This is a genomic window from Pseudarthrobacter sp., assembly GCF_036675385.1.
Classification (GTDB): domain Bacteria; phylum Actinomycetota; class Actinomycetes; order Actinomycetales; family Micrococcaceae; genus Arthrobacter.
On record NZ_JAKFFD010000038.1, the window covers coordinates 26,282 to 50,555 of the forward strand.

Annotated in this window: 24 protein-coding genes; 11 read left to right on the top strand and 13 right to left on the bottom strand. The window is 65.3% G+C overall.

Going from position 1 to position 24,274, the window contains the following annotated elements; genetic code table 11:
* Window positions 1-37: 37 nt before the first annotated feature.
* From ruvC to pdxT, 3 genes are read right to left on the bottom strand one after another with little or no spacing between them, the layout of a single operon-like run.
* A complete protein-coding gene (gene ruvC / locus V6M49_RS03610) occupies window positions 38-616 on the bottom strand; it encodes a crossover junction endodeoxyribonuclease RuvC (protein ID WP_141140749.1) in 579 nt (192 codons plus the stop codon).
* 35 nt (window positions 617-651) lie between these two features.
* The gene (locus V6M49_RS03615; RefSeq protein ID WP_058932337.1) at window positions 652-1,407 is read right to left on the bottom strand and encodes a YebC/PmpR family DNA-binding transcriptional regulator; all 756 of its coding nucleotides are present in this window, start codon (window positions 1,405-1,407) and stop codon (window positions 652-654) included.
* A 3-nt stretch (window positions 1,408-1,410) separates the two neighbouring features.
* Window positions 1,411-2,121, bottom strand: a complete 711-nt coding sequence (pdxT, locus tag V6M49_RS03620; protein ID WP_056340341.1) for a pyridoxal 5'-phosphate synthase glutaminase subunit PdxT — start codon at window positions 2,119-2,121, stop codon at window positions 1,411-1,413.
* 90 nt (window positions 2,122-2,211) lie between these two features.
* Between pdxT and V6M49_RS03625 the strand changes: the two genes are divergently transcribed.
* On the top strand, window positions 2,212-3,504 hold the full coding sequence (locus tag V6M49_RS03625) for a Mur ligase family protein (RefSeq protein WP_058932336.1): 1,293 nt from the start codon (window positions 2,212-2,214) through the stop codon (window positions 3,502-3,504).
* Window positions 3,501-4,268 (top strand): type 1 glutamine amidotransferase, encoded by a 768-nt coding sequence (locus V6M49_RS03630; protein WP_332760066.1) that lies wholly within the window; start codon window positions 3,501-3,503, stop codon window positions 4,266-4,268. Before V6M49_RS03625 ends, V6M49_RS03630 begins: the two co-directional genes overlap by 4 nt.
* Window positions 4,269-4,319: 51 nt before the next feature.
* Here the strand turns inward: V6M49_RS03630 and V6M49_RS03635 are convergent, their stop codons facing one another.
* Window positions 4,320-5,591: a CapA family protein gene (locus V6M49_RS03635; RefSeq protein ID WP_141140751.1), complete on the bottom strand. Its 1,272-nt coding sequence runs from the start codon at window positions 5,589-5,591 to the stop codon at window positions 4,320-4,322.
* 84 nt (window positions 5,592-5,675) lie between these two features.
* On the opposite strand from V6M49_RS03635, the gene V6M49_RS03640 reads away from it, so the two are divergent.
* Complete coding sequence (locus V6M49_RS03640) at window positions 5,676-7,688, top strand: M3 family metallopeptidase (RefSeq protein WP_332760068.1); 2,013 nt, start codon at window positions 5,676-5,678, stop codon at window positions 7,686-7,688.
* A gap of 248 nt (window positions 7,689-7,936) precedes the next feature.
* Here V6M49_RS03640 and pdxS read toward each other — a convergent pair whose 3' ends face one another.
* From pdxS to V6M49_RS03670, 6 genes are all read right to left on the bottom strand, one after another.
* Window positions 7,937-8,863 (bottom strand): pyridoxal 5'-phosphate synthase lyase subunit PdxS, encoded by a 927-nt coding sequence (pdxS, locus tag V6M49_RS03645; protein WP_141140753.1) that lies wholly within the window; start codon window positions 8,861-8,863, stop codon window positions 7,937-7,939.
* A gap of 141 nt (window positions 8,864-9,004) precedes the next feature.
* Window positions 9,005-9,628: a phosphatidylinositol phosphate synthase gene (gene pgsA / locus V6M49_RS03650; RefSeq protein WP_141140754.1), complete on the bottom strand. Its 624-nt coding sequence runs from the start codon at window positions 9,626-9,628 to the stop codon at window positions 9,005-9,007.
* On the bottom strand, window positions 9,618-10,205 hold the full coding sequence (locus tag V6M49_RS03655) for an HIT family protein (protein ID WP_141140755.1): 588 nt from the start codon (window positions 10,203-10,205) through the stop codon (window positions 9,618-9,620). Before V6M49_RS03655 ends, pgsA begins: the two co-directional genes overlap by 11 nt.
* 20 nt (window positions 10,206-10,225) lie before the next feature.
* Window positions 10,226-12,235 (bottom strand): threonine--tRNA ligase, encoded by a 2,010-nt coding sequence (thrS, locus tag V6M49_RS03660; protein ID WP_104060762.1) that lies wholly within the window; start codon window positions 12,233-12,235, stop codon window positions 10,226-10,228.
* A gap of 116 nt (window positions 12,236-12,351) precedes the next feature.
* Window positions 12,352-15,840: a DNA polymerase III subunit alpha gene (locus V6M49_RS03665; RefSeq protein WP_332760070.1), complete on the bottom strand. Its 3,489-nt coding sequence runs from the start codon at window positions 15,838-15,840 to the stop codon at window positions 12,352-12,354.
* Window positions 15,837-16,172: a DUF6504 family protein gene (locus V6M49_RS03670; RefSeq protein WP_104060764.1), complete on the bottom strand. Its 336-nt coding sequence runs from the start codon at window positions 16,170-16,172 to the stop codon at window positions 15,837-15,839. The genes V6M49_RS03665 and V6M49_RS03670 overlap by 4 nt, the downstream gene beginning before the upstream one ends.
* A 154-nt stretch (window positions 16,173-16,326) precedes the next feature.
* On the opposite strand from V6M49_RS03670, the gene V6M49_RS03675 reads away from it, so the two are divergent.
* A complete protein-coding gene (locus V6M49_RS03675; protein ID WP_056340376.1) occupies window positions 16,327-16,716 on the top strand; it encodes a hypothetical protein in 390 nt (129 codons plus the stop codon).
* A gap of 73 nt (window positions 16,717-16,789) precedes the next feature.
* Here the strand turns inward: V6M49_RS03675 and V6M49_RS03680 are convergent, their stop codons facing one another.
* Entirely contained in the window at window positions 16,790-17,110 is a 321-nt protein-coding gene (locus tag V6M49_RS03680) for a chorismate mutase (RefSeq protein ID WP_141140757.1), read from the bottom strand.
* Between the two features lie 19 nt (window positions 17,111-17,129).
* On the opposite strand from V6M49_RS03680, the gene V6M49_RS03685 reads away from it, so the two are divergent.
* Entirely contained in the window at window positions 17,130-17,552 is a 423-nt protein-coding gene (locus V6M49_RS03685; protein ID WP_058932327.1) for a VOC family protein, read from the top strand.
* 25 nt (window positions 17,553-17,577) lie between these two features.
* Here V6M49_RS03685 and V6M49_RS03690 read toward each other — a convergent pair whose 3' ends face one another.
* Window positions 17,578-18,309, bottom strand: coding sequence for an SOS response-associated peptidase (locus V6M49_RS03690; protein WP_246848809.1), 732 nt, complete (start codon window positions 18,307-18,309; stop codon window positions 17,578-17,580).
* Window positions 18,310-18,456: 147 nt separating this feature from the next.
* Between V6M49_RS03690 and V6M49_RS03695 the strand changes: the two genes are divergently transcribed.
* From V6M49_RS03695 to V6M49_RS03705, 3 genes are all read left to right on the top strand, one after another.
* Entirely contained in the window at window positions 18,457-18,714 is a 258-nt protein-coding gene (locus V6M49_RS03695) for a mycoredoxin (protein WP_056340387.1), read from the top strand.
* A gap of 83 nt (window positions 18,715-18,797) precedes the next feature.
* The gene (locus tag V6M49_RS03700; protein ID WP_332760074.1) at window positions 18,798-19,883 is read left to right on the top strand and encodes an S-(hydroxymethyl)mycothiol dehydrogenase; all 1,086 of its coding nucleotides are present in this window, start codon (window positions 18,798-18,800) and stop codon (window positions 19,881-19,883) included.
* Window positions 19,880-20,521: an MBL fold metallo-hydrolase gene (locus tag V6M49_RS03705; protein ID WP_332760075.1), complete on the top strand. Its 642-nt coding sequence runs from the start codon at window positions 19,880-19,882 to the stop codon at window positions 20,519-20,521. Before V6M49_RS03700 ends, V6M49_RS03705 begins: the two co-directional genes overlap by 4 nt.
* Window positions 20,522-20,571: 50 nt before the next feature.
* Here V6M49_RS03705 and V6M49_RS03710 read toward each other — a convergent pair whose 3' ends face one another.
* Complete coding sequence (locus tag V6M49_RS03710; RefSeq protein WP_371706679.1) at window positions 20,572-21,363, bottom strand: lipoate--protein ligase family protein; 792 nt, start codon at window positions 21,361-21,363, stop codon at window positions 20,572-20,574.
* Between V6M49_RS03710 and V6M49_RS03715 the strand changes: the two genes are divergently transcribed.
* From V6M49_RS03715 to V6M49_RS03725, 3 genes are all read left to right on the top strand, one after another.
* On the top strand, window positions 21,356-21,745 hold the full coding sequence (locus tag V6M49_RS03715; protein ID WP_058932322.1) for a DUF2177 family protein: 390 nt from the start codon (window positions 21,356-21,358) through the stop codon (window positions 21,743-21,745). The genes V6M49_RS03710 and V6M49_RS03715 overlap by 8 nt on opposite strands.
* Before the next feature lie 93 nt (window positions 21,746-21,838).
* The gene (locus V6M49_RS03720; RefSeq protein WP_104060881.1) at window positions 21,839-22,543 is read left to right on the top strand and encodes an endonuclease/exonuclease/phosphatase family protein; all 705 of its coding nucleotides are present in this window, start codon (window positions 21,839-21,841) and stop codon (window positions 22,541-22,543) included.
* 23 nt (window positions 22,544-22,566) lie between these two features.
* Window positions 22,567-24,261: a SulP family inorganic anion transporter gene (locus V6M49_RS03725; protein ID WP_332760077.1), complete on the top strand. Its 1,695-nt coding sequence runs from the start codon at window positions 22,567-22,569 to the stop codon at window positions 24,259-24,261.
* Window positions 24,262-24,274 lie beyond the last annotated feature (13 nt).

The window sequence follows — 24,274 nt, forward strand, 5'->3', positions numbered from 1 at the left end:
ACATATCTACGAATACCCTAGCAAGCGCCCCGGACATTCAGCGTGCGCGGCGCGCTTTCGCCTCGGCATCGGCCCACGCGCGCTGGGCCGGCGTCAGCGACAGGCTGCCGGGGCCGGTGGTGGCCACCGCGGCTCCGCTGCCCGCGCGCCAGGCGTGGGTGATGGCAAGTGCCAGGGCATCCGCAGCGTCCGCCGGCCGCGGCGGCGCGTCCAGCCTGAGGATTTTTGTAACGAGTTTGGTCACGGCTTCCTTGTTGGAGGTCCCGCTGCCGGTCACCGCTGCCTTCACTTCCGACGGCGTGTGCAGAGCCACCGGGATGCCGCGCCGGGCGGCAGCGGCAATCACGACGCCGGAGGCCTGCGCCACGCCCATCACCGTGCTGACGTTGAGCTGGGAAAAAACGCGTTCGACGGCGAGCACCTGGGGTTCGTAGCGGTCCAGCCACTCGTCGATGGCCAAGGCAATAACCAGCAGGCGCTGGTCCAGCGTCTCGTCGGGAGATGTACCCACCACGCCCACTGCCACCATTGTGGCCCGACGGTTCCGCTCGACGTCGACCACGCCGATGCCGCACCGGGTGAGGCCAGGGTCAACGCCCAATACGCGCAGCGTCACCCTGGGACATCCGCCTTAGGCCACAAAGCGGAAGGTCACTCAGCTTCCAGGGCGGCCTGGACTTCGTCGCTGAGGTCGGCGTTGCTGTACACGTTCTGGACGTCGTCGAGCTCTTCCAAGGCGTCCACGAGCTTCATGAACTTCTTGGCGGCATCGAGGTCCAGCGGCACCTGCATGGACGGCACAAACTCGGCTTCGTCGGTCTCGTACTCGATTCCGGCTTCCTTGAGGGCATCACGGATGGCCTGGAGGTCGGTCGGCTCGGAGTGGATCTCGAAGCTTTCCCCGTTGTCCTTGACTTCCTCGGCTCCGGCGTCGAGGACGGCCATCAGGACGTCGTCCTCGCTCAGGCCGTTCTTCGGCAGCGACACGACGCCCTTCCGGCTGAAGAGGTAGCTGACCGAACCGGGGTCGGCGATGGTGCCGCCGTTGCGGGAGATGGCCAGGCGGACCTCGGAGGCGGCACGGTTCTTGTTGTCCGTGAGGCACTCGATCAGCAGCGCCGAACCCTGCGGGCCGCGGCATTCGTACATAATCTCGGTGTAGTCAACCACTTCGCCGGTGAGGCCGGCGCCACGCTTGATGGCACGGTCGATGTTGTCGGCCGGAACGGAGGTCTTCTTGGCCTTGGTGACGGCGAGTTCCAGGCCCGGGTTGCCGGCGAGGTCCGGTCCGCCCATACGCGCGGCGACTTCGATGTTCTTGATCAGTTTGGCGAACGATTTTGCACGGCGGCTATCGAGGATGGCCTTCTTGTGCTTGGTAGTCGCCCATTTGGAGTGTCCTGACATGCTTTACGCGTCTCCTCTGATCATGCGGATAAAAAGTTCATGTACGCGTTTCTCCCCAGTCACTTCCGGGTGGAAGGAGGTGGCCAGCAGGTGGCCGGAACGCACTGCAACAATTCTAGCTGTCCCCGGCAGAGTCGCCGCGTGGGACGCGTGCTCAGGGTCTGCGGGCTCCACCTGTGCCAGTATCTCCACGCCGTCGCCGACGCGTTCCACCCAGGGGCCGCGGATGAACACTGCGTGTACCGGAGCGACACCGGATTCCGTGGCGCTGAAGTCCAGGCCCTTGAAATCCAGGTCCGTTTCGAAGGACTCGCGCTGCCGGCCAAAGGCGTTGCGCCGCACAGTGATGTCCAGGCCACCGAAGGTCTGTTGCGGGTGGCCGGCCAGGTCTGTGGCGGGATCGGCGATCTCGTCGGCGAGGAGGATCATGCCGGCGCAGGAACCGTAGACCGGCAGTCCGTCGCGGATCCGGTCCTTCAACGGTCCGGCCAGCTCAAAGGCGCGGGCCAGCTTGTCGATGGCCGTGGATTCTCCGCCGGGAATGATGAGGCCGTCCAGGCCGTCCAGTTCGGAGGGGCGGCGGATTCCGACGCCGGCGGCACCCGCGGCTTCCACGGCCCGGAGGTGTTCGCGGAAGTCGCCCTGAAGTGCCAGGACACCGATCCGGAGGCCCGAGCCCACGCGTGCAGAAGCAGCCGAAAGGGGGTTTGTCATCCAATCAGCATAATGTGCGCTGGTCCCGGGGCGGCGCCGGAAGCGCTTCCGGGAAGGGTTCCATGCCGTTGCTGGGATATATTACAGAGCATGCTTTACATCAGTGTTCCGCTCGGCAAGCTGGTCCGCCGGGTGTCCCGGCTCAGGGGCGGAGGGTCCGCGCTGCCCGGGCTGGTGGTCGAAAAAATCGATCCCGGCTTTATGCAGCGGACGCTCTCCACGCTCCCCCATGGCGTCGCCGTGGTGAGCGGAACCAACGGCAAAACCACCACCACCAAGATGGTGGTGGAACTCCTGGAAAGCCAGGGCCTGAAGGTCTTCACCAACCGCACCGGCAGCAATTTCACCCGCGGCGTGGCGGCGGCCCTGCTGGGCGAAGTGGACTGGCGCGGCAGGCTCAGGGCCGACGTCGCCGTGCTGGAGCTCGACGAAGCCCACGCCACGCATTTTGTGAACCGTGTTCCGCCGCGGTACAGCCTCCTGCTCAACGTCCTGCGTGACCAATTGGACCGGTTCGGCGAGATCGACAAAACGGCCCAGCTGCTGCAGCACATCGCGGACAAAACCACCGGAACAGTAGTCCTCAACCGGGAGGATCCGCGGGTGGCCCGCATCGCGGAAACCCTCACCGGCCAGGACGTCCAGTACTTCGGCCTGGACGATTCGCTCCTTAGCACCTTCCCCAACGACGACGACATGCGGGCAGCGCCCGGCAGCCCCGCCCCCGCAGCGCTCCCCCACAAGCCAGCGGCCGACGTCGTACTCCGCAAAGTGGGGCCGGACACCGCCGATTTTGAGTACGACGGCGCCACGGTCACCACCGCGATGAAGCTCCGCGGCGTCTACAACATCTTTAACGCGGCTGCGGCGCTGACCCTGGCCCGCAGCATCTGTGGCGGCGGTGCCGCCACAGCCGACCACGCCACCCTGCTCACCGCGCTGTCCCAGGTGGAGCCGGCGTTCGGCCGCGGCGAAAGCCTCACGGTGGACGGCCAGCCCCTGGACCTCGTCCTGGTGAAGAACCCCAGCGGTTTCCGGCTGGGACTGAAGTCCTTCCCCGCAGGCGGTTACGCCACCATGATCGCCATTAACGACAACTACGCCGACGGCCGGGACATGTCCTGGCTCTGGGACGTGGAATTCGATTCGCTCCGCGACGGCGGCGTGGACCAGCTGACAGGTTCCCGCGCCTACGACATGGCCCTGCGGCTGCAGTATGACGACGTCCGGATCGGCGGGGTCCAGCCGGAGATCGCGCCCGCACTCGCCGCGTTCATCCGGGACGCCAAGGGCAAACCGAAGCGGATCTTCTGCACCTACACAGCCATGCTGGCCATCCGCCGCGAGCTGTCCAAAATCACCACAGTGGAGGTGGTCTCATGACCGCTGAATCAACCGGCATCGGGCCGGACGGCGTCGAACAGAATTCCAAGGGGACCATCCGGGTCCTGCAGCTCTACCCGCGGGACATGAACATCTACGGCGACTGGGGCAACGCCCTGGTGCTCAAGCAGCGGATCAGCTGGCACGGCTACACCCCGGAGCTGCTGGAGTACAACGTCGGCGATGAATTTCCGGCCGATGTTGACCTCATCGTGGGCGGCGGTGGCCAGGACAGCGGACAGCTGGTCATCAAGGACGACCTCCAGTCGCAGGCCGGCGTCCTCACGAAGCTGGCCGAGGACGGCGCACCCATGCTGGTGATCTGCGGGCTGTACCAGCTGTTCGGGCGCTTCTTCAAGACCCGCTTAGGCTCGGTCATACCGGGCATCGGTGTCCTGGACGTGGAGACACACGGCACGGACGAACGCCTGATCGGCAACGTCCGGGTGGCCACCGAAGAGTTCGGCGAGGTGCTGGGATACGAGAACCACAGCGGGCAGACCACGCTGGGTCCCGGCGTCCGGCCGCTGGGGACCACCGCGAAGGGAACCGGCAACAACAGCAGCGACGGTCACGAGGGCGCACGCTACAAGAATGTCGTGGCCAGCTACCTGCACGGTTCGCTGCTGCCCAAGAACCCTGCCATCGCCGACTTCCTTATCAGGACCGCTGCCGAGCGCAAATACGGCACCTTCACGGCCGGCGCCCCGGACGACCGCTACGCGGTGCTTGCCAGGGAGCACGCAACGCGCCGTCCGCGCTGATTGTTGCCGCGCTGAGTAGCGCTGGGCGGACGATTTCCCCGTCGAACTGTCTCAGGGATCCTTGGTGATCAGCAGTTCGTGCGCGCCGGCAGCAGCCGCGCCCATCGAGTCCACCACGGTGGCGGTCCTCACCCTGGTAGCGGCGTCGGCCTCGGCAGTTGCACAGACGCCCTGCGGTGCATCGGTTGCCACCGAGCACCAGCGGTACGGATCGCGGACAATCACCGAGGGGGCCCAGGCCAGGTCCGACGCCGTCCACTTCCCGGCTGCGTCCTGGCTGAACTGTGCCCGCACGAGCAGGCCCTCGTTGTTCACTACGTACCAGGGCGACAGTTCGGTGACTCCGTTGCCCAGGCCGTAGACGATCCAGGTTCCCTTGTAGTTTTCGATGGGCAGCACCGAGTGGGTGTGGTGGCCGTAGATCATGGTGAACTGGCCGCTGTCCACCAGGGCGTGGGCCACCTCCTGCTGCTGGGCGTTGGCTTCACTGGCATACTCGTCGCCGGCGTGCATGGCACCGAGCACGATGTCCGCGCCGAGCGCCCTTGCCTTCACGGCCTTGGCGATCATGGTGGGCGCATCCAGCATGTCCACCTGCCAGTCGTATTCAGGGTATTGGCCGTTGAGCCCGTAGGTTCCCTGGATGATGGCAATCTTGGCGGCGCTGGTCTGCAGGATCAGGATTCCCTGCGACTCGGTCTGGGTGCGGTAGGAACCGGTGTGCTTCAGCCCCGCCGCATCCAGGGCGTCCAGGGTACGCAATACTCCGTCCGTGCTTCGGTCGATCGTGTGGTTGCTCGCGGTGGTGCAGGCCTGGTACCCCACCGCCTTAGCGGCTGTGATGATCTGCGGCGGGACGTTGAATGACGGGTACGCGGAGAACGGACCATCGGGCCCGGCCACGGGCGTTTCCTGGTGGCAGATAGCGAGGTCGCTGGCATGGATGTACTTTCGTTGGCCTTCGAGGAGCGGGGTGAAGTCCAGCCCTGGTTTGCCTGCTGCGGCAGCATCGTCGCGGGCCTGTTGCCAGAGTTGGGTGTGGACCAGCATGTCGCCGGTCACGACGACGGACGTGCACCGCAGCGTGGGGCAGGCCGGCCCCGCGCCGGGGGTGGGAGTGGGCGTCGGGGTGGGGGTCGCCGTCGGGCTTGGCTGCCTTGTCCCGGCGCCGGTAGTCGCGGCTGCACCGGAGGACGGAACAGTCTGTTCGGCGACCAGGCCGCATCCTGCCAGCAGGGCAGCGGCCAGGACGCCGGCGGACACCGCAGCAGCGGAACGAACAGCAACAGCGCGCACCGAAGCAGCGCCCAACCTTTTCCCCATAGGCGTCATTGTAGGTCTGGCCGCCGCGCAAATTCGGCAAAGCCGCGCGTTGAGAAGCATGCGCCAGTATGAAAGGTTAGCGTGATGACGAATCCCCTCCTCAGCGCCAGCACCCTCCCCTATAAGCTGCCGCCTTTTGCCCGGATCAAACCATCCGATTACGCCGGTGCCATCGATGCTGGCCTGACGGAACATCTGGTGGAAATCCAGGCGATCGTGGACAACCCGGCGCCGGCGGACTTCGAGAACACGGCCCTGGCCATGGAGAAGTCCGGCCAACTGCTCCAGCGGGCGGCCGACTCCTTCTTCACCCTTGCCTCAGCCGACGCAACAGACGAAATCCGTGACCTGGAAACCGAACTCTCACCCCGCATTTCGGCGCATCAGGACGAGATCTACCTCAACCGGGCGCTGTTCGACAGGTTCGCGGCGATTGACACCTCCGGGCATGACGGTGAGTCCGTCCGGCTCGTGGAGGAGTACGTGAAGGAATTCCGCCAGTCCGGGATCCAGCTTGAAAAGCCGGGCCAGGAACGGCTGAAGGAAATCAACGCAGAGCTGTCCAAACTGGGCACGGAGTTTGGCCAGCGGGTCAAGGAGGCCATGAAATCTTCTGCCTTGCTGCTGGACACAGCAGCCGAACTGGCCGGCTTGCCCGCAGACGATGTCGCCAGCGCCGCTGAGGCGGCCCGCGCCGTTGGCCACGACGGAAAATTCCTGCTGACGCTGATCCAGCCCAGCAACCAGCCTGCCCTGGCTGCCCTCGAAAACCGGAACGTCCGCCGTCGGCTGTTTGAAGCTTCCACCGGCCGGGGCAGTGACGGCGGCAGCCTGGACGTCCTGGAGCTGGCCAGGTCGACGGCACGCCTGCGCGCTGAAAAGGCAGCCCTTCTGGGTTTCGCCAACTATGCCGAACTCGTGGTGGACCGCCAGACAGCCCGCGACTTCGACGCGGTCCAGTCCATGCTGACCAGGCTGGCCCCGGCGGCTGTGCGCAATGCCGACGCCGAGGCTGCTGCCCTAACCGAGGCGGCAGGGCATCCGCTGGAGGCCTGGGACTGGGCGTTTTACTCAGCCAAGGTGCGGCGGGAAAAGTACGCCGTGGACGAGCAGGCACTCCGCCCCTATTTCGAGCTGGAACGCGTGCTCCGGGACGGCGTCTTCTTCGCCGCCACATCCCTCTTCGGCATCACGTTCCACGAACGCAAGGACCTCGCAGGCTACCACCCGGACGTCCGCGCCTGGGAAGTCCGGGACCAGGACGGCAGCGGACTGGGATTGTTCCTGGGCGACTACTACACCCGCGAATCCAAGCGGGGCGGCGCCTGGATGAACTCGCTGGTGGACCAGTCGGGCCTGCTGGGCACCCGGCCCGTGGTGATCAACAACCTCAACATCTCCAAGCCGCCGGCGGGCGAGCCCACACTCCTGACGCTGGACGAGCTACGCACCACGTTCCACGAGTTCGGACACGCACTCCACGGATTGTTGTCGAACGTGACGTATCCGCGGTTCGCCGGGACTGCTGTCCCCCGTGACTTTGTGGAATACCCGTCGCAGGTCAACGAGATGTGGATCCTGTGGCCGGAGGTGCTTGCCAATTATGCCCGGCACCACGCCACCGGCGAACCGCTTCCGCAGCAGGTGGTGGACAGGCTGAACGACTCACGGCTCTGGGGCGAAGGCTTCGGGACCACGGAATACCTCGGTGCCGCGCTGCTGGACCTGGCCTGGCATGTGCTGGACGAAACCGAAATCCCCGACGACGTCCTGGGGTTTGAGGCGAAGTCCCTCGCGGCCGCGGGCGTGGCTCATGCCCTGATCCCGCCGCGTTACCGCACCGGCTATTTCCAGCACATCTTCGCTGGGGCTGGCTATGCGGCCGGCTACTACTCGTACATCTGGAGTGAGGTGCTGGATGCCGAAACCGTGGACTGGTTCACCGAGAACGGCGGCCTAACACGCGACAACGGTGAACGCTTCCGCCAGGAGCTGCTCTCCCGCGGCAACAGCAGGGATCCGCTGGAATCCTTCCGCACGCTCCGAGGACGCGACGCAAGGCTGGAACCCCTGCTGAAACGCCGCGGCCTCGACTGACCCTCTCGCTGAAAAGAACGACGACGGGTGGCCGCCTTCGAAAAGGTGGCCACCCGCCGTCGTGCTGAAGGTGCGCAAGGCGAGGGGCGGTGTTATCCGGCAGCGCGCGTAAAAGGGGCCCCGCGCCGCGAGCAGCTACTCAGCTGCCAACAACGCGCGGGGAATAGCGCGCCAAGGATGACGCCGTCCGGCGCCCCCACAGCGCCGACAGGCGCCCTTGCGCCTTCCGTCAGCGCCAATAAAGAGAGTTACCAGCCGCGCTCGGAGAGGCGGTGCGGCTGCGGGATCTCGTCGACGTTGATGCCCACCATGGCCTCGCCGAGGCCGCGGGAGGCCTTGGCGATGACGTCCGGGTCATCGAAGAACGTGGTGGCCTTGACCACGGCAGCGGCACGCTGGGCCGGGTTGCCGGACTTGAAGATGCCGGAACCAACGAACACGCCGTCTGCGCCAAGCTGCATCATCATCGCAGCGTCGGCCGGGGTGGCGATGCCGCCCGCGGTGAACAGCACCACGGGGAGCTTGCCGGCCGCGGCAACTTCCTTGACCAGTTCGTACGGGGCCTGCAGTTCCTTGGCCGCGACGTAAAGCTCGTCCTCGGGCAGGGCGGCAAGCTTGGCGATCTCGGCGCGGATCTGGCGCATGTGGCCGGTGGCGTTGGAGACGTCGCCGGTGCCGGCCTCACCCTTGGAACGGATCATGGCCGCGCCTTCGTTGATGCGGCGCAGCGCCTCACCAAGGTTCGTGGCGCCACAGACGAAGGGAACCTTGAAGTTCCACTTGTCGATGTGGTGGACGTAGTCGGCCGGGGTCAGGACCTCGGACTCGTCAATGTAGTCCACGCCCAACGACTGCAGGACCTGGGCCTCCACGAAGTGGCCGATCCGGGCCTTGGCCATGACCGGGACGGACACGGCTGCGATGATCTTGTCGATCATGTCCGGGTCCGACATCCGGGACACACCGCCCTGGGCACGGATATCAGCCGGAACGCGTTCCAGCGCCATCACTGCAACGGCACCGGCGTCTTCGGCGATGCGGGCCTGTTCAACGTTGACGACGTCCATGATGACGCCGCCCTTGAGCATCTCAGCCATGCCGCGCTTGACGCGGTTGCTGCCCGTGACGCTGTTCGCGGACGAACCGGCTTCGCTGCTTACATCAGGTGTAGACACAAAAACCCCTATGGGTAGATAGATGATCTTCGCCGGGCGTGAGGGCGGCAAGAAACCGAAAGTACACGCACCGGGTTGCCGGATCCATTGACCGGGCAGTCACAATACTAGTCCCACGGCAGGCGGCGGGCTTAATCAGGCTTAATCCGAAGCTGCGGACTCCGCAAAGGCCTGGCGGTGGACGGTGGCTATGCGCTGGATGATCGTGATGAGGCTGGCCAGGGCCAGGAGTCCAAGCGTCACCAGAAGAACCACCGGGGGCAATCCCAGGCCGGTAAATCCGGTGACCACCAGCACCGAAACCAGTCTCTCGGCGCGCTCGGCGATGCCCACATTCGCCGTGAAGCCAAGGGATTCGGCCTTGGACCGCGCATACGAGACCACCATGCCGAGAACCAGGCAGAGCATGGCGGCGACGGCGATGGCGTAATCGTCGCCCCCGGTGAAGAACCAGATGGCCACACCCGCGAACAGTGCGCCGTCGGCGATCCTGTCCAGGGTGGAGTCCAGGAAGTTTCCCCAGCGGCCGCCGGTGTCCCGCAGCCGGGCCATAATGCCGTCAAGCACGTCCGAGAAAATGAACGCGGTAATGAACAGGGTCCCCCACCAGAGCTGGCCCAGGGGGTAGAAGACCAACGCACCCACCACCACGCCGGCGGTTCCGATGACCGTCACAGCATCAGGGGAAACACCGATTTTCAGGAGCCAGCGCGCAAGCGGAGTGAAAAGCGCGGTGAAAAACCCGCGCGCATGCCTATTCAGCATCCGTCTCCCCGGGCCAGGCCTCTGCAACCTGCTGGCGGACTTCATCCAGGGTCTGCGTGATGGCCTTGGTCTGGGCAATGATGGGGAAGAAGTTGCCGTCCCCGCCCCAGCGCGGCACGATGTGCTGGTGCAGGTGCGCGGCGATTCCTGCCCCGCCCACTACGCCCTGGTTCATGCCGAGGTTGAACCCGCCCGGGTTCGCCACCTTGCGCAGGACCCGCATGGCCGTCTGGGTGATCTCCGCAAATTCCGCGGTTTCTTCCACCGTGAGGTCCGTGTAGTCCGGGACATGCCGGTACGGGCAGACCAGGAGGTGCCCCGGATTGTAGGGAAACAGGTTGAGAACCACGTAACAGGTCTTGCCCCGGTAGACGATCAGGGCTTCCTCGTCAGTCCGGCCCGGACCCACGCAGAAGGGACAGTCGTTCTCGTTCTTGAACTGGTGCTGGCCGCCCTTGATGTAGGCCATCCGGTGCGGAGTCCATAGGCGCTGGAAAGCATCCGGCACGCCCGCGAGCTCAAAGTCATCTGTCGCGCCGGCATCCCCTGGATAGCCTGCGCCTGTGTTCTCCTGCACCGTGTTCTTATCCGTTTCCGCTAGCTGGTCCGGTTACGGACGGCTTCCGTGATTCGCTTGACGGCCTCGGCCACCGGCACGCCGTTGTCCTGGCTCCCGTCACGGAAACGGAAGGACACCGCGCCCGCCTCGGCGTCGTCGCCGCCGGCGATCAGGACAAACGGGATCTTGTCCTTGCTGGCGGTGCGGATCTTCTTGGGGAACCTGTCCGAGGACGTATCCACCTCTGCGCGGATGCCCGCCGCCTTGAGCTGGTCAACGACGTCGAACATGTACTCGTTGAACGTTTCGGCCACCGGGATGCCCACCACCTGCACGGGGGAAAGCCACGCGGGGAACGCGCCGGCGTAGTGCTCGGTGAGGACACCCATGAACCGCTCGATGGAACCGAAGAGCGCACGGTGGATCATCACAGGACGCTGGCGTGTGCCGTCAGCTGCCTGGAATTCCAGCTCGAAGCGTTCCGGGAGGTTGAAGTCCAGCTGGATGGTGGACATCTGCCAGGTTCGCCCGAGTGCATCCTTGGTCTGGACGGAGATCTTCGGACCGTAGAAGGCCGCGCCGCCCGGATCCGCGACGAGTTCCAGGCCGGATTCCTCAGCCACTTCGGCGAGTGTCCGGGTGGCTTCTTCCCAGGCTGCGTCTTCGCCGACGTACTTCTCCGGGTCCTTGGTGGACAGCTCCAGGTAGAAGTCGTTCAGGCCGTAGTCCTTCAGCAGGTCGAGCACGAACTTCAGGGTCTTGGTGAGTTCGTCCTTCATCTGCTCGCGGGTGCAGTAGATGTGGGCGTCGTCCTGGGTCATGCCACGGACCCGGGTCAGGCCGTGGACCACGCCGGACTTTTCGTACCGGTAGACCGAACCGAATTCGAAGAGACGCAGGGGCAGTTCGCGGTAGGACCGTCCACGCGAGCGGAAGATCAGGTTGTGCATGGGGCAGTTCATCGGCTTCAGGTAGTAGTCCTGGCCGGGCTTGCGCACGGTGCCGTCGTCGTTAAGTTCCGCGTCCACATGCATGGCCGGGAACATGCCTTCCTTGTACCAGTCCAGGTGGCCCGAGACTTCGTACAGGTGGCCCTTGGTGATGTGGGGCGTGTAGACGAACTCGTAGCCGGCGTCGACGTGGCGCTGGCGGGAGTAGTCCTCCATCTCCTTGCGGATAATGCCGCCCTTGGGGTGGAACACCGGCAGGCCGGAGCCCAGCTCGTCAGGGAAGGAGAACAGGTCAAGTTCGACGCCGAGCTTGCGGTGGTCGCGCCGCTCGGCCTCGGCGATGCGCTCCTGGTAGGCCTTGAGCGCGTCCTTGGTGGGCCAGGCGGTGCCGTAGATGCGCTGGAGCTGCTGGTTCTTCTGGTTGCCCAGCCAGTACGCGGAGGAGGACCGGGTCAGGGCGAAGGCGTTGGAGATGAGCTTGGTGTTGGGCAGGTGCGGGCCGCGGCAGAGGTCGCACCAGACCGTGGTGCCTTCTTTGCGCTCGACATTGTTGTAGATGGTGATGTCGCCGGCGCCGACCTCGACGTTGACGCCCTCGCCGGCTTCGGCGGCGTTGTTCTTCTTGCCCAGGAGTTCGAGCTTGTAGGGCTCGTTCTTCATGGCCTCGCGGGCCTCGTCCTCGCTGACCACGCGGCGGACGAACTTCTGGTTCTGGTTGACGATCTTGAGCATCATCTTCTCGAGGGTCTTGAGGTCCTCGGGGGTGAACGGTTCAGCGACGTCGAAGTCGAAGTAGAAGCCGTCGGTGATGTACGGGCCGATGCCCAGCTTGGCGTCCGGGCGCAGCTGCTGCACGGCCTGGGCCATGACGTGGGCGGTGGAGTGGCGGAGGACGTCCAGGCCGTCCGGGGAATCGATGGTGACGCCCTCGATCTCGGCGCCCTCGGGCAGCTCCTGGTCCAAGTCCTTCAGCTCGCCGTTGACGCGGGCAACAACAACGTCGCGGCGCTCAAAGAAGAGTTCCGCACCGGTTGTCCCGGTAGTCACCTTGGTCTCTTCGCCATCGACGATGAGGGTGATCTGCTGGGCATCTGACACGGGTGTCTCCTATTCAAAGTTTTAGGCTTCATAGCTTGCGGCGTACGGGGACCACAGCCAGCCATCGTCAATGCTATCGGTTTCCCGGGAGGCCGACCAACGGGACCCGCGGCCGCTCAGCCGCCCATTCCGGTAATCGCCAGGCTTCGGCTGATCCCGTCCAAAGGATGCGGCACATCGGTGCTCTCCACCCGATCCGCCGCGAACGGCAGGGATTCCACCCGGCTCAGGTCCCAGGCCATGCTGGCGCTCAGGCTGATTCCCCGGGGACCTGTCCGCCGGGTGGTGCCCCGGATCAGCAGCAGCCTGGTGCCGAACAGCAGCAGCCCCGCCTGTTCCTGGGCTTCATGGAAGAACACGGAGTCGACGCAGCCGGTGCCGTCGTCGATGCTGATGAACACCACCCGCCGGCCGCCGCGCATGGGCGGTGTCTGGGTGGCGATGCGCACCCCGGCCACCAGCACCTCGGTGCCGTTGCGCAGGCTCAACAGTTTGTCTGCAGTGGTGACCCCCAGCCGGTCCAGCATGGGCCGGTGGCTGTCCATCAGGTGCCCGCTGACATCAATGGCCATCAGGTCCAGTTCTGCCCGGACGTTTTCCACCAGGGTGGGCGCGGGAAGCCCGGGCTTGACGTTCCGCAGCTCCACATCCCCCAGCGGCAGGGACAGCTGCCCGTCCATGATGTCGAGGCCCTTCCGGGTACCGCCCGCGGCCTGGAGCTGCTGCAGGTGCTGGACGAGGTCCGCGCGGTTGGCGACGCCTCCCGATTCACGGTGCAGGGAGTCAAAGGCACCCAGCTGGGCGAGCCTTTTGATGCTTGGCTTGCTCAGCCTGGACCGGGCACGGAGGTCAGCCAGGGAGTCGTAGGGCTGGCCGGCGACAATCCGCTTGAGCTCGGTCCCGGACAGGCCGTAGATGCCGTTAAGGCTCAGCCGGATCCCCAGCTTGCCGGCGTCCGGCCCGTCCGTCACCCGTTCCACCCGGTACTCGGCATGGCTGCGGTTGATGTCCAGCGGCAGGATGGGGATGCCCAGCCTGCGGGCCTCGGCAACCAGCAGCCGTTTGGGGTACATGCCGGGATCGTGTTCCCACAGCCCGGCCAGGAAAGCCTCGGGGTGGTGCGTCTTGAGCCAGGCGGACTGGTAGGTGGGAACGGCAAATGCCGCACCATGCGCCTTGCAGAAGCCGAAGCTGCCAAAGGCTTTCAGGGTCCCCCAGACCTTGTCCACCACTTCCGGGGTGTACCCCTTGATCCGGGCTTCCCTGCGGAAGAACTCTTCCACTTTCAGCTCGTGGACCTCGTTGCCGAGCGCCCGGCGGAACTCATCCGCGCGCGCCAGGCCGCAGCCGGTCATCACGTGGAAGGTTTTCAGGATCTGTTCATGGAAGACAGTGACGCCATGGGTTTCCTGCAGCACGGGTTTCAGGTCGGGGTGCGGGTAGACCTCCGGTGCGAAGCCGTGCCGGTGCTCCAGGAAGGGCCGTACCATGTCCGATTTCATGGGGCCGGGCCGGAACAGCGAAATGTCGATGATGAGGTCATTGAACTCACGCGGCGCCAGCTTGCCGATCAGTTCACGCTGGCCGGGTGACTCGATCTGGAAGCAGCCCAGGGTGTGGGTGCTGCGGATCAGTTCGTAGGTTGGTTCATCATCCAGCGGCACGGCGTTGAGGTCGATGTGGCCGTTCTCGGCGATGTAGTCCGGCCCGGTCCCGTCAGGACCTGCAGGGTGGGCCCCTGCCGCCACCACTTCCGCTTTGGAAGGATGGATCCGGATGACTTCCCGGACGGCAAACGCCATGGCGCTCTGCATCCTGACCCCCAGGACATCAAGCTTGAGCATGCCCATGGGATCCATGTCGTGTTTATCGAACTGGCTCATGGGCAGCCCCAGCCCGCTGGGCTGCACCGGGGTCCGGTCAAGCAGCGTGGCATCGCCCAGGATCACCCCGCAAGGATGCATGGAGATATGGCGGGGCAGCCGGTCCAGCCGTTCCGTGAGGTCCACCAGCAGGTCAAGCTGCTGGTTTTCGGCGAAGTCCCGTTGTTCCACCCGGCCGGCGAACTCCCGCAGCTCAGGTTTCTCAACCAGTGCCTCACGGAATTTCCGGGCCGAAAAACGCCACAGCTGCTTGGCGATCTCACCGACGTCGTCATCGTCCATCCCCAGGGCCATCCCGGCGTCGCGGACTGCACCGCGTGCGCGGTACCCGTTCTGCATGCTCATCAGCGTGACGCGCTCGGAACCGAAGCGGTCAAAGATCCGTCGGTACACGTTGTGCCGTTCGGCGCTTTCGACGTCGATGTCGATGTCCGGCAGCGTGGCCCGGTCCCGGGACAGGAAGCGTTCGAAGATCAGGTCGTGTTGCAGGGGGTCCACCTGGCTGACATCAATCAGGTAGTTGACCAGGCTGGAGGCCCCGGAACCACGGGCGGCTGCCCTGACCCCCATGTCCATGATCATCCGGGAGACCTCCGCGACCGTGAGGAAATAGGAGGAAAACCCGAGGTTCCTGATGATTCCCAGCTCGTGCTCCAGCCGCGAGCGCATGTCCTTGTGGGCTGAGCCTGATATTCCGGGGAACCGCCTGCTGATCCCGGCCTCACAGCGCTGCACCAGTTCATCGTGCGGGTCCTGGCTGATGCCTATGACCGATGCCTCGGGGACCACCGGCTGCTTCCAGCCCATGTCAGTCACCGGGTCAATCCGGCAGAAGTCGGCGAGCGCCTCGGTCTGTGCCATCAGCTGTTTGAGGTCCGCTGCGCCATACCCTGCGGCGCGGATGATTTCCTTGCCGAGCTGAAGCATCTGGGCTGAGGATTTGAGCCAGGCCTGCCCGTTGGGCTGGAGCAGCGGTTCGGCCGCGAGTTCGGGGAGTGACTTCAGCGTCCGGGCGGAGTCGAGCACGTCAGCTGTGGCGGCGCCGTCCTCTGCGCAGTAGCGGACGGCGTTGGTGAGCACGGCCGGTACGTGGTGTTCTTCCGCGAGTTTGAGCATTCGTACTGCGTGGGCGGTGCTCAGGGGCGCTCCGGGGGCAGTGAGCTGGGAAACGACTTCCGCCACCAGGGTTCTTGGGGGCATGGCGTCCAGCCAGCTTTTGAAAAGGGTGCGCGGACGGAGGTAGCGGCGGCCGCTCATGGCCCGTCCGACGTCGGAATCCGGGCCGATCAGGACCGTCAGGACCGGTTTCAGGGTTTTGGGGTCGAGCGTGCGGGAGGCGAGTTCGGCGCGGGTGACCGCCACGGGCACCGCTCCCCCGGCTTTGCCGGAGGTGCGGGCATGGGCATCGGACACCAGCCGGCACAGTGCGCGGTAGCCCGCCCCGTTGTTGTGGCCGCGGGCGAGCACCACTACCCTGCCGGCGAGCTGGGTGCGGTGGTCGCCGTCGTCGTCGAAAACCGCAAGGTCCACCCCCACGATGGGGTCGATGCCGGCTTCCATGCAGGCTTTGAGGTGTTTGATGGTGCCGTAGAGGCCGTCCCGGTCCGTGCAGGCGAGCGCGGTTGCGCCGTCCGCGGCGGCAACCTGGGCCAGTTCGTCGGGCCAGGCAACGCCATAGTGTGCGCTGAAGGCCGTGGAAACGTGAAGGTGGGAGAAGCTCATGCTGTTTGTGGCCGGAGGGCGTCGTGGATCCGCAGGAGCCTCCAGCGGCCGCTGCCGGTATGCCGGCTCAGGTCCAGGGTGAGCGGCTCTCCTGCATCCCGGGGGCCGGCACCCCGCGGGTCCGCCTGCACTTGGACGCGCCAGATTTCGTGGTCCACCAGCCCCGGCCCGCTGCCGAGCGGCGCACGGCGTTCCTCGGCCCACCACTGCCGGCGTTCATACCACCGGACGGGCTCGGCGCACACCGTGTAGTGCCGTCCGGCCCACTGGAGGTTCAGCGGCTGGCCGGCGGGGGTGCAGACAACGTCCACGGACTCGCTGAACATACCCATGGGCGCCTCCCGGAACTGAACGGAGCTGATGCAAAATGCTGATGCAAAAGCAAGGTATTCGAATACATGTTCGAATACCTTGAGTCTACGACGACGCTCCGACAAAACCTAGACAGGGGTGGACGGACGGGCAGCAGGGAGGCAGGATTGTGGCATGAGCACCAATGACGCACTCCTCAAGCACGTAAGCATCAAGGCCCAGGACGAAAAGCTCGTGGCAACCTTTGATATCGACGGCAACATACCGGGGGCAGGTGCGTACGTAGTGGGACTGGTGGCGGCGAGCCCTGATTACTCATCGCAAAGACGCTTGGGCATTGAGTTCATGAACGGGGAGGCCATTGCCTTCTACTCGTTCAGCCATGACCAGAGCGCCGAGGAAAACTATGATCTTGGCGGCGTGACGCACTCGGGCAGCACCATCACCGGCAACTTCCCCGTCGCGGCCGTCCATGGCCTGGGCAAGGGCCACATCATGTCGGCCTTCAGCGAGGCTGACGGCAGGGAGTTCCAGTCGGGCGTCGCCGTCGACGAAGCGCTCTAAGTCGACGAAGCGCTCTAGGGAACACCGGGGCAGGTGCTGCCGGAAGCGTGTCCGGACAGCACCTGCGGCAGCGTCAGCTGCTTTCTCTGTGGACCTTCATTTCGAGTTTGATGAACCCCGAGATCATGGCCCGGTAAGTTGATTCCACAATGTCCGGATCAATGTCCTTCTTTTCCGCGGCGGCCCGGACATGCTCGATCACCCGTTCCACCCGGCCGGGGGCGCGGACTTCAGCGTCGTCCCCCTTCAGGGTTCCGGCGATCCGGATCAGGCGTTCACGCCGCGCAATGAGGGTGACAATCTGCTCGTCAACTTCGTCTACCGCAATCCGAACAGCAGCGAGCTGTTCTTTGTCGGCCAAAGCGTCCCTATCGTTTCCTTGAATTGTTGCCATCTTCTGACAGTATCGAAGCATGCAGCCCAGAGTCGACTTCATCTCACTAGGCGTTCGCAGTGTTGACGCCTCCCGCCGGTTCTACGCGGAGGGCCTCGGTTGGCCTGTCCACCGCGAGTTTCCCGGTGATGTGGTGTTCATCCAGGTCAACCATGGCCTCATCCTTTCCCTGTGGGACGCCGCGCAGATGCACGCCGAGGCGGGGGTAGGTGTCCCCGGCCCGGTCCCCTGCATCACGCTCAGCCACAACCTGCCCAGCACCGAGGCGGTGGACCGGGTCATGGCGGAAGCGGCATCGGCCGGGGCCACTATCGTCGCCGCGCCGGTCACCCAGCCCTGGGGCGGGTACAGCGGCTATTTCGCCGATCCGGACGGCTTCCGCTGGGAAGTTGCCTACAACCCCACGTGGACAGTGGACGACGCCGGCAAGGTCACCGTTTAGGGGCATGTCCCGCCCGAGTGCCGGTTTAGAACAAGGCTTCCACCGGCCGGATCAGTTCCGGGGAGTTGTTGCGTACGTTGCCTACCTCGGTGCCAACGGAATCCACGTGCCAGTCGGCCGCGACGTCCTTCACATGGGCGCGGACCAGGTCCACCAGAAAGGCGGCGTCGTCGATCTGCGGGTCGATCCACGACGCCATGGTGGCCCGGTCCATGGGCAGCGGCACGCGGTCGTGCAGGGCGGTGAGCTTGCCGAAAATTGTGGACTCGGCACCGGGCGGCGGGGTGTCCGCCGTAAGGATGGATGTGGAGAGCATCCACCGGCCGGGATCGCCCTCGGCCTTGGACGGATCCTTCCACCACTCATACAGGCCCGCGAACACCAGCCCGCTGCCTTTGCCTGGATGGACGTAGTAGGGCTGCTTGGCTTTGCCGGTGCCCTGCTTCCATTCGTAGTACCCGTCCGCCGGGACAGCGCAGCGACGTGACTTCACGGCCTTGCGGAAGGCCGGCTTCTCCAGCACCGTCTCGCTCCGTGCGTTGATCATCTTGGGGCCGATGCCCGGATCCTTCGCCCAGGACGGCACCAGGCCCCAGCGGGCAACATGCAGCTGCCGCACAGGGCCGTCGTCGATCAGCCGTTCCAGGACGATCGGCACGGGGTCGGTCGGTGCCACGTTCCATGACGGTGGAAGGTGCACTTCCTCCTCCAGCTGGGCATCAAAGTCGGCCAGCAAGTCACCCACGGCCCGTGCCATCACATAGCGTCCACACATGGCTCCAGCATGCCATCAGCGTTATGTACTGTCATCCGGCACCGCATCCGCCGGGCCGGCTCAGGGAATAGCCCGCCTCGGGTTACCGTTGACGGGAACGAACCCCCTCAACGATTTCAGGAGAGCTCCGTGGACTTTACCCCCGAGAACGGCACCATCACCATGTTTTCCACCACCTGGTGCGGCTACTGCAACCGGCTGAAGAAGCAGCTGGACGCGCAGGGCATCGGCTACACGGAAATCAACATCGAAGAAGTGGAGGGCACAGCCGACCTCGTGGAGAAGCTCAACGGCGGCAACCGCACCGTCCCCACCGTGCTCTTCCCGGACGGCACCGCCGCCACCAACCCTTCCGCTGCCGAGGTAAAGAGCCGCCTCGCAGCCTGACCACGCCAGCTCGTGTGGTAGACAGAACGGGACCAACATCCGTGTTGGTCCCGTTCTGTCTATCTGCATTGAGGGAGCCTTTCGTGGTCCATAAAGTCAAAGGTGTCGTAGCCCGCTCCAAAGGGGCCCCGGTCACTCTGGAGACCATCCTGGTCCCGGAACCGGGCCCGGGCGAGGCTCTGGTGGACATCCTCACCAGCGGCGTCTGCCACACCGACCTGCACTACAAACTGGGCAGCATCAGCGATGACTTCCCCTTCCTCCTGGGCCATGAGGCCACCGGAGTGGTCAGCGCCGTGGGCCCGGACGTCACGAACGTCGCCCCGGGCGACCGCGTGGTGCTGAACTGGCGGGCCGTCTGCGGCAACTGCCGTGCGTGCAACCGCGGCCAGGCACAGTACTGCTTCAACACCCACAACGCCACCCAGAAGATGACGCTCGAGGACGGCACCGAACTCTCCGCCGCCCTGGGCATCGGCGCATTCATCGAAAAGACCCTCGTTGCCGCCGGCCAGTGCACCAAGGTGGATCCCGACGCCGATGCTGCCGCCATCGGCCTGCTCGGCTGCGGCGTCATGGCCGGACTGGGCGCCGCCATCAACACCGGGGGCGTCAAGCGCGGTGATACGGTCGCCGTCATCGGCTGCGGCGGTGTGGGCGTGGCCGCCATCGCCGGCGCCGCGCTCGCCGGCGCAACCACCATCATCGCCGTCGACATCGACGCGAAAAAGCTGGACCGTGCCAAGGGCCTCGGCGCCACCCACACCGTGGACTCCTCCGCAACGGACCCTGTCGAGAAAATCCGGGAACTCACCGGCGGCTTCGGCGCTGACGTGGTGATTGACGCCGTCGGGCGCCCCGAAACGTACAAGCAGGCGTTCTACGCCCGCGACCTCGCCGGCACCGTGGTGCTGGTGGGCGTCCCGACGCCGGAGATGACCCTGGAGCTGCCCCTGCTGGACGTCTTCGGCCGCGGCGGCTCGCTGAAGTCCTCCTGGTACGGCGACTGCCTGCCCTCCCGGGACTTCCCCATGCTGATCAGCCTCTACAGGCAGGGCAAGCTGGACCTGGATGCCTTCGTGACCGAGCGGATCACCATCGACCAGGTGGAGGAAGCGTTCGAGAAGATGCACTCCGGTTCCGTGCTGCGTTCGGTGGTGGAACTGTGAGCGTCCGGATCGATCGTCTCGTCACGTCCGGAACGTTCTCGCTCGACGGCGGTACCTGGGATGTGGACAACAACGTCTGGATCGTGGGCAACGAGGAGGAATGCGTGGTGATCGACCCCGCGCACGATGCCAAGGCCGTAGCCGCGGCCGTCGGTGGCCGGAAGCTCAAGGCGATCCTGCTGACCCACGGCCACGACGACCACATCCGTTCAGTAGCTGACTTCTGGGACCTCGTCCAGGCACCGATCCACCTCCACCGGGAAGACTGGATGCTTTGGCGGAACGTCTACCCGGATGTGGAACCCGACGTCGCCATCAAGCACGGCGACGTCATTGAAGTGGCGGGGGCCAGCCTGACGGCCCTGCACACCCCCGGTCACTCGCCCGGCTCGGTGTCCTTCCACCTGGCTGACGGACCCGACGGCGAGGGCTCGCTCTTCAGCGGCGACACCCTGTTCCAGGGCGGCCCCGGCGCCACGGGCAGGTCCTACAGCGACTTCCCCACCATCATCGAGTCGATCCGGACGTGGCTGCTGCCGCTCCCGGCCGAAACGGTGGTCCGGACCGGCCACGGCGCCAGCACCACCATCGGAGCCGAAGCCCCGCACCTGGACGAATGGATCGCCCGGGGCCACTAAAGGGGCCCCGGCCGGCCTGAAACCGGGCCAGCCGGCCCGGCAAGCGCGGGCTACGCCTCCCGGGTATCCAAACCTGCATAGCTGCTGAAGTCGGCATGCTGGAGGGAGGCGTGGCCGGCGTACGCGGCAATAACGGCGTCCTCAACATCCTGGACCGTGAGGCCAGGCACCAGATCGTTGGCCGCGCCGGCAGTGGCCGGGTCCCAATCCAGGCCCAGGGCTGCATAGCTGTCCGTCAGGACGCTGCGGATGGGGGCGGAATTTTCCACCACGATCACGGAACTGAACAGCCACCCGCCGCTCACCACGCGCTGCGCTGTGCCCACGAGCTTGATCCGGTGCGCCGGGTCTGCCGGGTGGGTGCCGTGAACGCTGAACTCCCCGGGGCAGTACTCCCCCGGAATTTCGCCAACCGCTGCCTGCACACCGACGTCCCGCAGGGACTGCGCCAGCAGCTCACCAAAGAAGCTGAACCGGCCCTTGGAACCGGCAATGGCGTCCGCATGGGGCATCACATGGTCCACCACCAGCGTGCCCTCGTGGTAGGCGGCGGCGCGTCCGCCCGCCTTCCGCACCAGGGGTTCAAATCCGTGCTCGCGGCAGGCCCGGGCGGCCGCGTCGAAGCCGGGCAGGCGGGTATCCCGCTGGCCGAAGGCAACAGTCGGCGCGGGCCGGTACAGCCGTAGCGTGGGGCCGATCCTGCCGGTCTTCGCCTGGGTCAGCAGTTCGAGGCCGAATTCCAGGTCACGTGCGGCGCCGAGGGAATGATCCTGCCGCACCACGGTGAGCGTCCGGAGTCCCGCTTCGGCGTCCTGCATATTGCTAAGCTCCCTTATGGTCATATTGCAATTCCTTGTCGTCGCGGCTGCGTTCGCGGTCATCGACGCCGTCTGGCTCAAGCTCATGAACCCGTTCTACCGCAGCCACATCGGTGACCTGCTCGCAGACAAGCCACACTTAGGTTACGCCGTGGCTTTCTATGTCATGTACATAGCGGGGATTGTCTTCTTTGCGCTGCGGCCGGCGCTCGACGGCGGCAGCTGGCTGACCGCCGTCGGCTATGGGGCCGCTCTGGGCGCCTTTGCCTACGCGACGTATGACCTGACGAATGCCGCCACGCTCAAGACGTGGCCGCTGCAGCTCATTGTTGTGGACATCCTGTGGGGTGCCGCCCTGACGGGATTGTCCACCCTCGCCGGCTGGCTGGTGTTCCGCGCCACCTGACATCCAGCGGTGTATTGCTGCACCGTCCCCCATCGGGTGGCTAAACTCAGGAACTGGGTCCACCCGCTACTCCTCAGAAGAGGTATTCCACTGATACGCGTCATTAGCTACAACCTCCGCAAGCACCAGGCCAGTGGGGAACTGGTTGATCTTGCCCAGAACTTCGGCGTCGATGCCCTGTGCCTCCAGGAGTGTGACACCTCGGACTTGCCGGACACGCTGGGTCCGCTGCAGCTCGCCGACTCCACCAAGGGCAACCGCCTTGGGCTGGCCATTTACTACCGGCCTGACCGGTTCACGGCCCACGGCACCAAGACCTTCGCGCTCAAAAAGTCCCTGCACGACATGGTCCTGGCGCCCGCCCATGAGCGCCTCATCGGCACGCGCGTGCGGGACAACGAGACCGATCACGAACTGGTTATCGCCTCGTTCCACGCCGCTCCGCTGACCGCCACCAACTCGCTGCGGCGCAACCAGATCCACGCGGCCCACGCGGAACTCCTGGGTATGGGCACCGGCCTTATGACTCTGATGGTGGGTGACTTCAACTACCCCTTCTTCACCAAGAACCTCAACGAACACATGAAGAACACCGGCTACGAACTCTCCCTCAGCGACCGCAGGACCTACACCCGCTACAAAGTATTCAAGGGCCACTTCGACTTTGCCACGTCCCTGGGACTGAACATCGAGAATGTGGAAACCCTGCCCCGCGGCGCCTCCGACCACCTGCCGATCCTGGTGACCGCCGAATACGGCCAGGATTCGACGCCGTTCCAGGAGCCCCCCGCGTCCTGATTTTCACCAATTTGGAGGCCCGAGTGCCGCACGACTGGATCAAGAAAGCGCTACCGGGCGTCGGTGTAGCTCGTAGTTACAAACGGTCGTGGCTGAAGGCGGACCTGGTGGCCGGTGCCGTCTTGAGTGCAGCCCTGGTGCCGGCAGGGATGGCGTACGCCGAGGCCAGCGGGCTTCCTGCAGTGAACGGGCTGTACGCCTCCGTGGTGCCCATGATCTTCTATGCCGTGTTCGGGCCATCCCGGGTTGTCATTGTGGGGCCGGACTCGGCGCTGGCCCCCATGATCGCGGCCGCCATCCTTCCGCTGGCCGGGCAGGATCCGGAGAAGGCGGTGACCATGGCCGGCGTGCTGGCCACCCTGATCGGCCTTTTCCTGATCGCGGGCAGGGTCCTCAAGTTGGGGTTTGTGACGGGATTGCTGTCCCGGCCCATTCGCGTCGGATACCTGAACGGCATCGCGTTGGCGGTGACCGTCAGTCAGCTTCCGCGGCTGCTGGGGATAGATGTCTCGGCCGATGGCCTCTTTGAGCGCCTCACGTCCCTGGCGGACGCCGTCCTCAGCGGCGGTATCAATCCCGTCGCGCTAGCTGTGGGCGCAGGCAGCCTTGCTGTCATTATTGCCGGGCGCTTTCTTCCGTGGCAGGTGCCCAGCGTGTTGTTTGCCGTGGCAGGTTCCATCGCCGTTGTGGCCGCCCTGGGCCTTGCCGGACAGCTGCCCATGGTGGGCGCACTGCCGCAAGGGCTCCCGGCGCCCGCGCTGGGCGGCATCGGCATGGACGAGGTCCTGTCGCTCGTGGGCCCTGCAGCAGGCATCGCGCTGATTGCTTTTGCGGACACCTCCACCTTGTCCAAGAGCCTCGCAGCGCGCCGCGGAGCGAGGGTCAACGGCAATGAGGAAATGGGGGCCTTGGGCATCGCCAACGTGGCAACCGGGGTGCTGGGCGGCTTTCCGGTGAGCGGAAGTTCCTCCCGCACCCCGATTGTGCTCGACGCCGGGGCGAAGACGCAGCTCAGCGGTGTGGTGGCAGCCTTGCTCGTGGTCCTTTTTATGGTCGCCGCACCGGGGGTGACGGCTTTCCTTCCCACCGCCACGCTCGCCGCCGTGGTGATCGTGGCGGCGTCTTCGCTGGTTGACGTGCGAACGCTCGTGCGCCTCGTCAGGATGAGCCGGCTGGAGGCCCTCCTCCTGGTGGTTACATTCCTCGGCGTCGCCTTTGTAGGGGTCCTACCGGGAATTGCCGTGGCCATTGGACTGTCCCTTCTGGCCTTTGTCCAGCGCGCCTGGGATCCCTACCGCACTGAGCTGGCCAGCGTGGCGGACGTTCCGGGCTTCCATGACCTGGACCGGCATCCCGAAGGCCGGCGGGTGGAGGGCCTGGTGATTGCCCGTTTCGATGCACCGTTGTTCTTTGCCAACGGGGAAGTGTTCGCCGAGCACATCCACGGCCTGGTGGACGCTGCGCCCTGGCCGGTGAAGTGGGTCATTGTGGCAGCCGAGCCGATCACAGGCCTTGATACGACAGCGCTGGATGAGCTCATTCAGCTCGACGATGAACTGGCGCAGGACGGTATCAGCTTGGTCTTCGCAGAAATGAAGGGACCGATCAAGGACCGCCTGATCCGGTTCGGGGCGAGCGCACGGTTCACAGAAGACCATTTCTTCCCCACCCTGCGCAATGCGGTACACAGCTACAAAAGCATTACCGGCGCCGAATAGTCACACAGGTCGG

Coding starts and splice junctions, on each gene's coding strand:
- V6M49_RS03615 (WP_058932337.1), bottom strand. CDS start 1,407: ATGTCAGGACACTCCAAATGGGCGACTACCAAGCACAAGAAGGCCATC.
- pdxT (WP_056340341.1), bottom strand. CDS start 2,121: ATGACAAACCCCCTTTCGGCTGCTTCTGCACGCGTGGGCTCGGGCCTC.
- V6M49_RS03625 (WP_058932336.1), top strand. CDS start 2,212: ATGCTTTACATCAGTGTTCCGCTCGGCAAGCTGGTCCGCCGGGTGTCC.
- V6M49_RS03630 (WP_332760066.1), top strand. CDS start 3,501: ATGACCGCTGAATCAACCGGCATCGGGCCGGACGGCGTCGAACAGAAT.
- V6M49_RS03635 (WP_141140751.1), bottom strand. CDS start 5,591: ATGGGGAAAAGGTTGGGCGCTGCTTCGGTGCGCGCTGTTGCTGTTCGT.
- V6M49_RS03640 (WP_332760068.1), top strand. CDS start 5,676: ATGACGAATCCCCTCCTCAGCGCCAGCACCCTCCCCTATAAGCTGCCG.
- pgsA (WP_141140754.1), bottom strand. CDS start 9,628: ATGCTGAATAGGCATGCGCGCGGGTTTTTCACCGCGCTTTTCACTCCG.
- V6M49_RS03665 (WP_332760070.1), bottom strand. CDS start 15,840: ATGAGCTTCTCCCACCTTCACGTTTCCACGGCCTTCAGCGCACACTAT.
- V6M49_RS03670 (WP_104060764.1), bottom strand. CDS start 16,172: ATGGGTATGTTCAGCGAGTCCGTGGACGTTGTCTGCACCCCCGCCGGC.
- V6M49_RS03675 (WP_056340376.1), top strand. CDS start 16,327: ATGAGCACCAATGACGCACTCCTCAAGCACGTAAGCATCAAGGCCCAG.
- V6M49_RS03680 (WP_141140757.1), bottom strand. CDS start 17,110: ATGGCAACAATTCAAGGAAACGATAGGGACGCTTTGGCCGACAAAGAA.
- V6M49_RS03685 (WP_058932327.1), top strand. CDS start 17,130: ATGCAGCCCAGAGTCGACTTCATCTCACTAGGCGTTCGCAGTGTTGAC.
- V6M49_RS03690 (WP_246848809.1), bottom strand. CDS start 18,309: ATGGCACGGGCCGTGGGTGACTTGCTGGCCGACTTTGATGCCCAGCTG.
- V6M49_RS03715 (WP_058932322.1), top strand. CDS start 21,356: ATGGTCATATTGCAATTCCTTGTCGTCGCGGCTGCGTTCGCGGTCATC.
- V6M49_RS03710 (WP_371706679.1), bottom strand. CDS start 21,363: ATGACCATAAGGGAGCTTAGCAATATGCAGGACGCCGAAGCGGGACTC.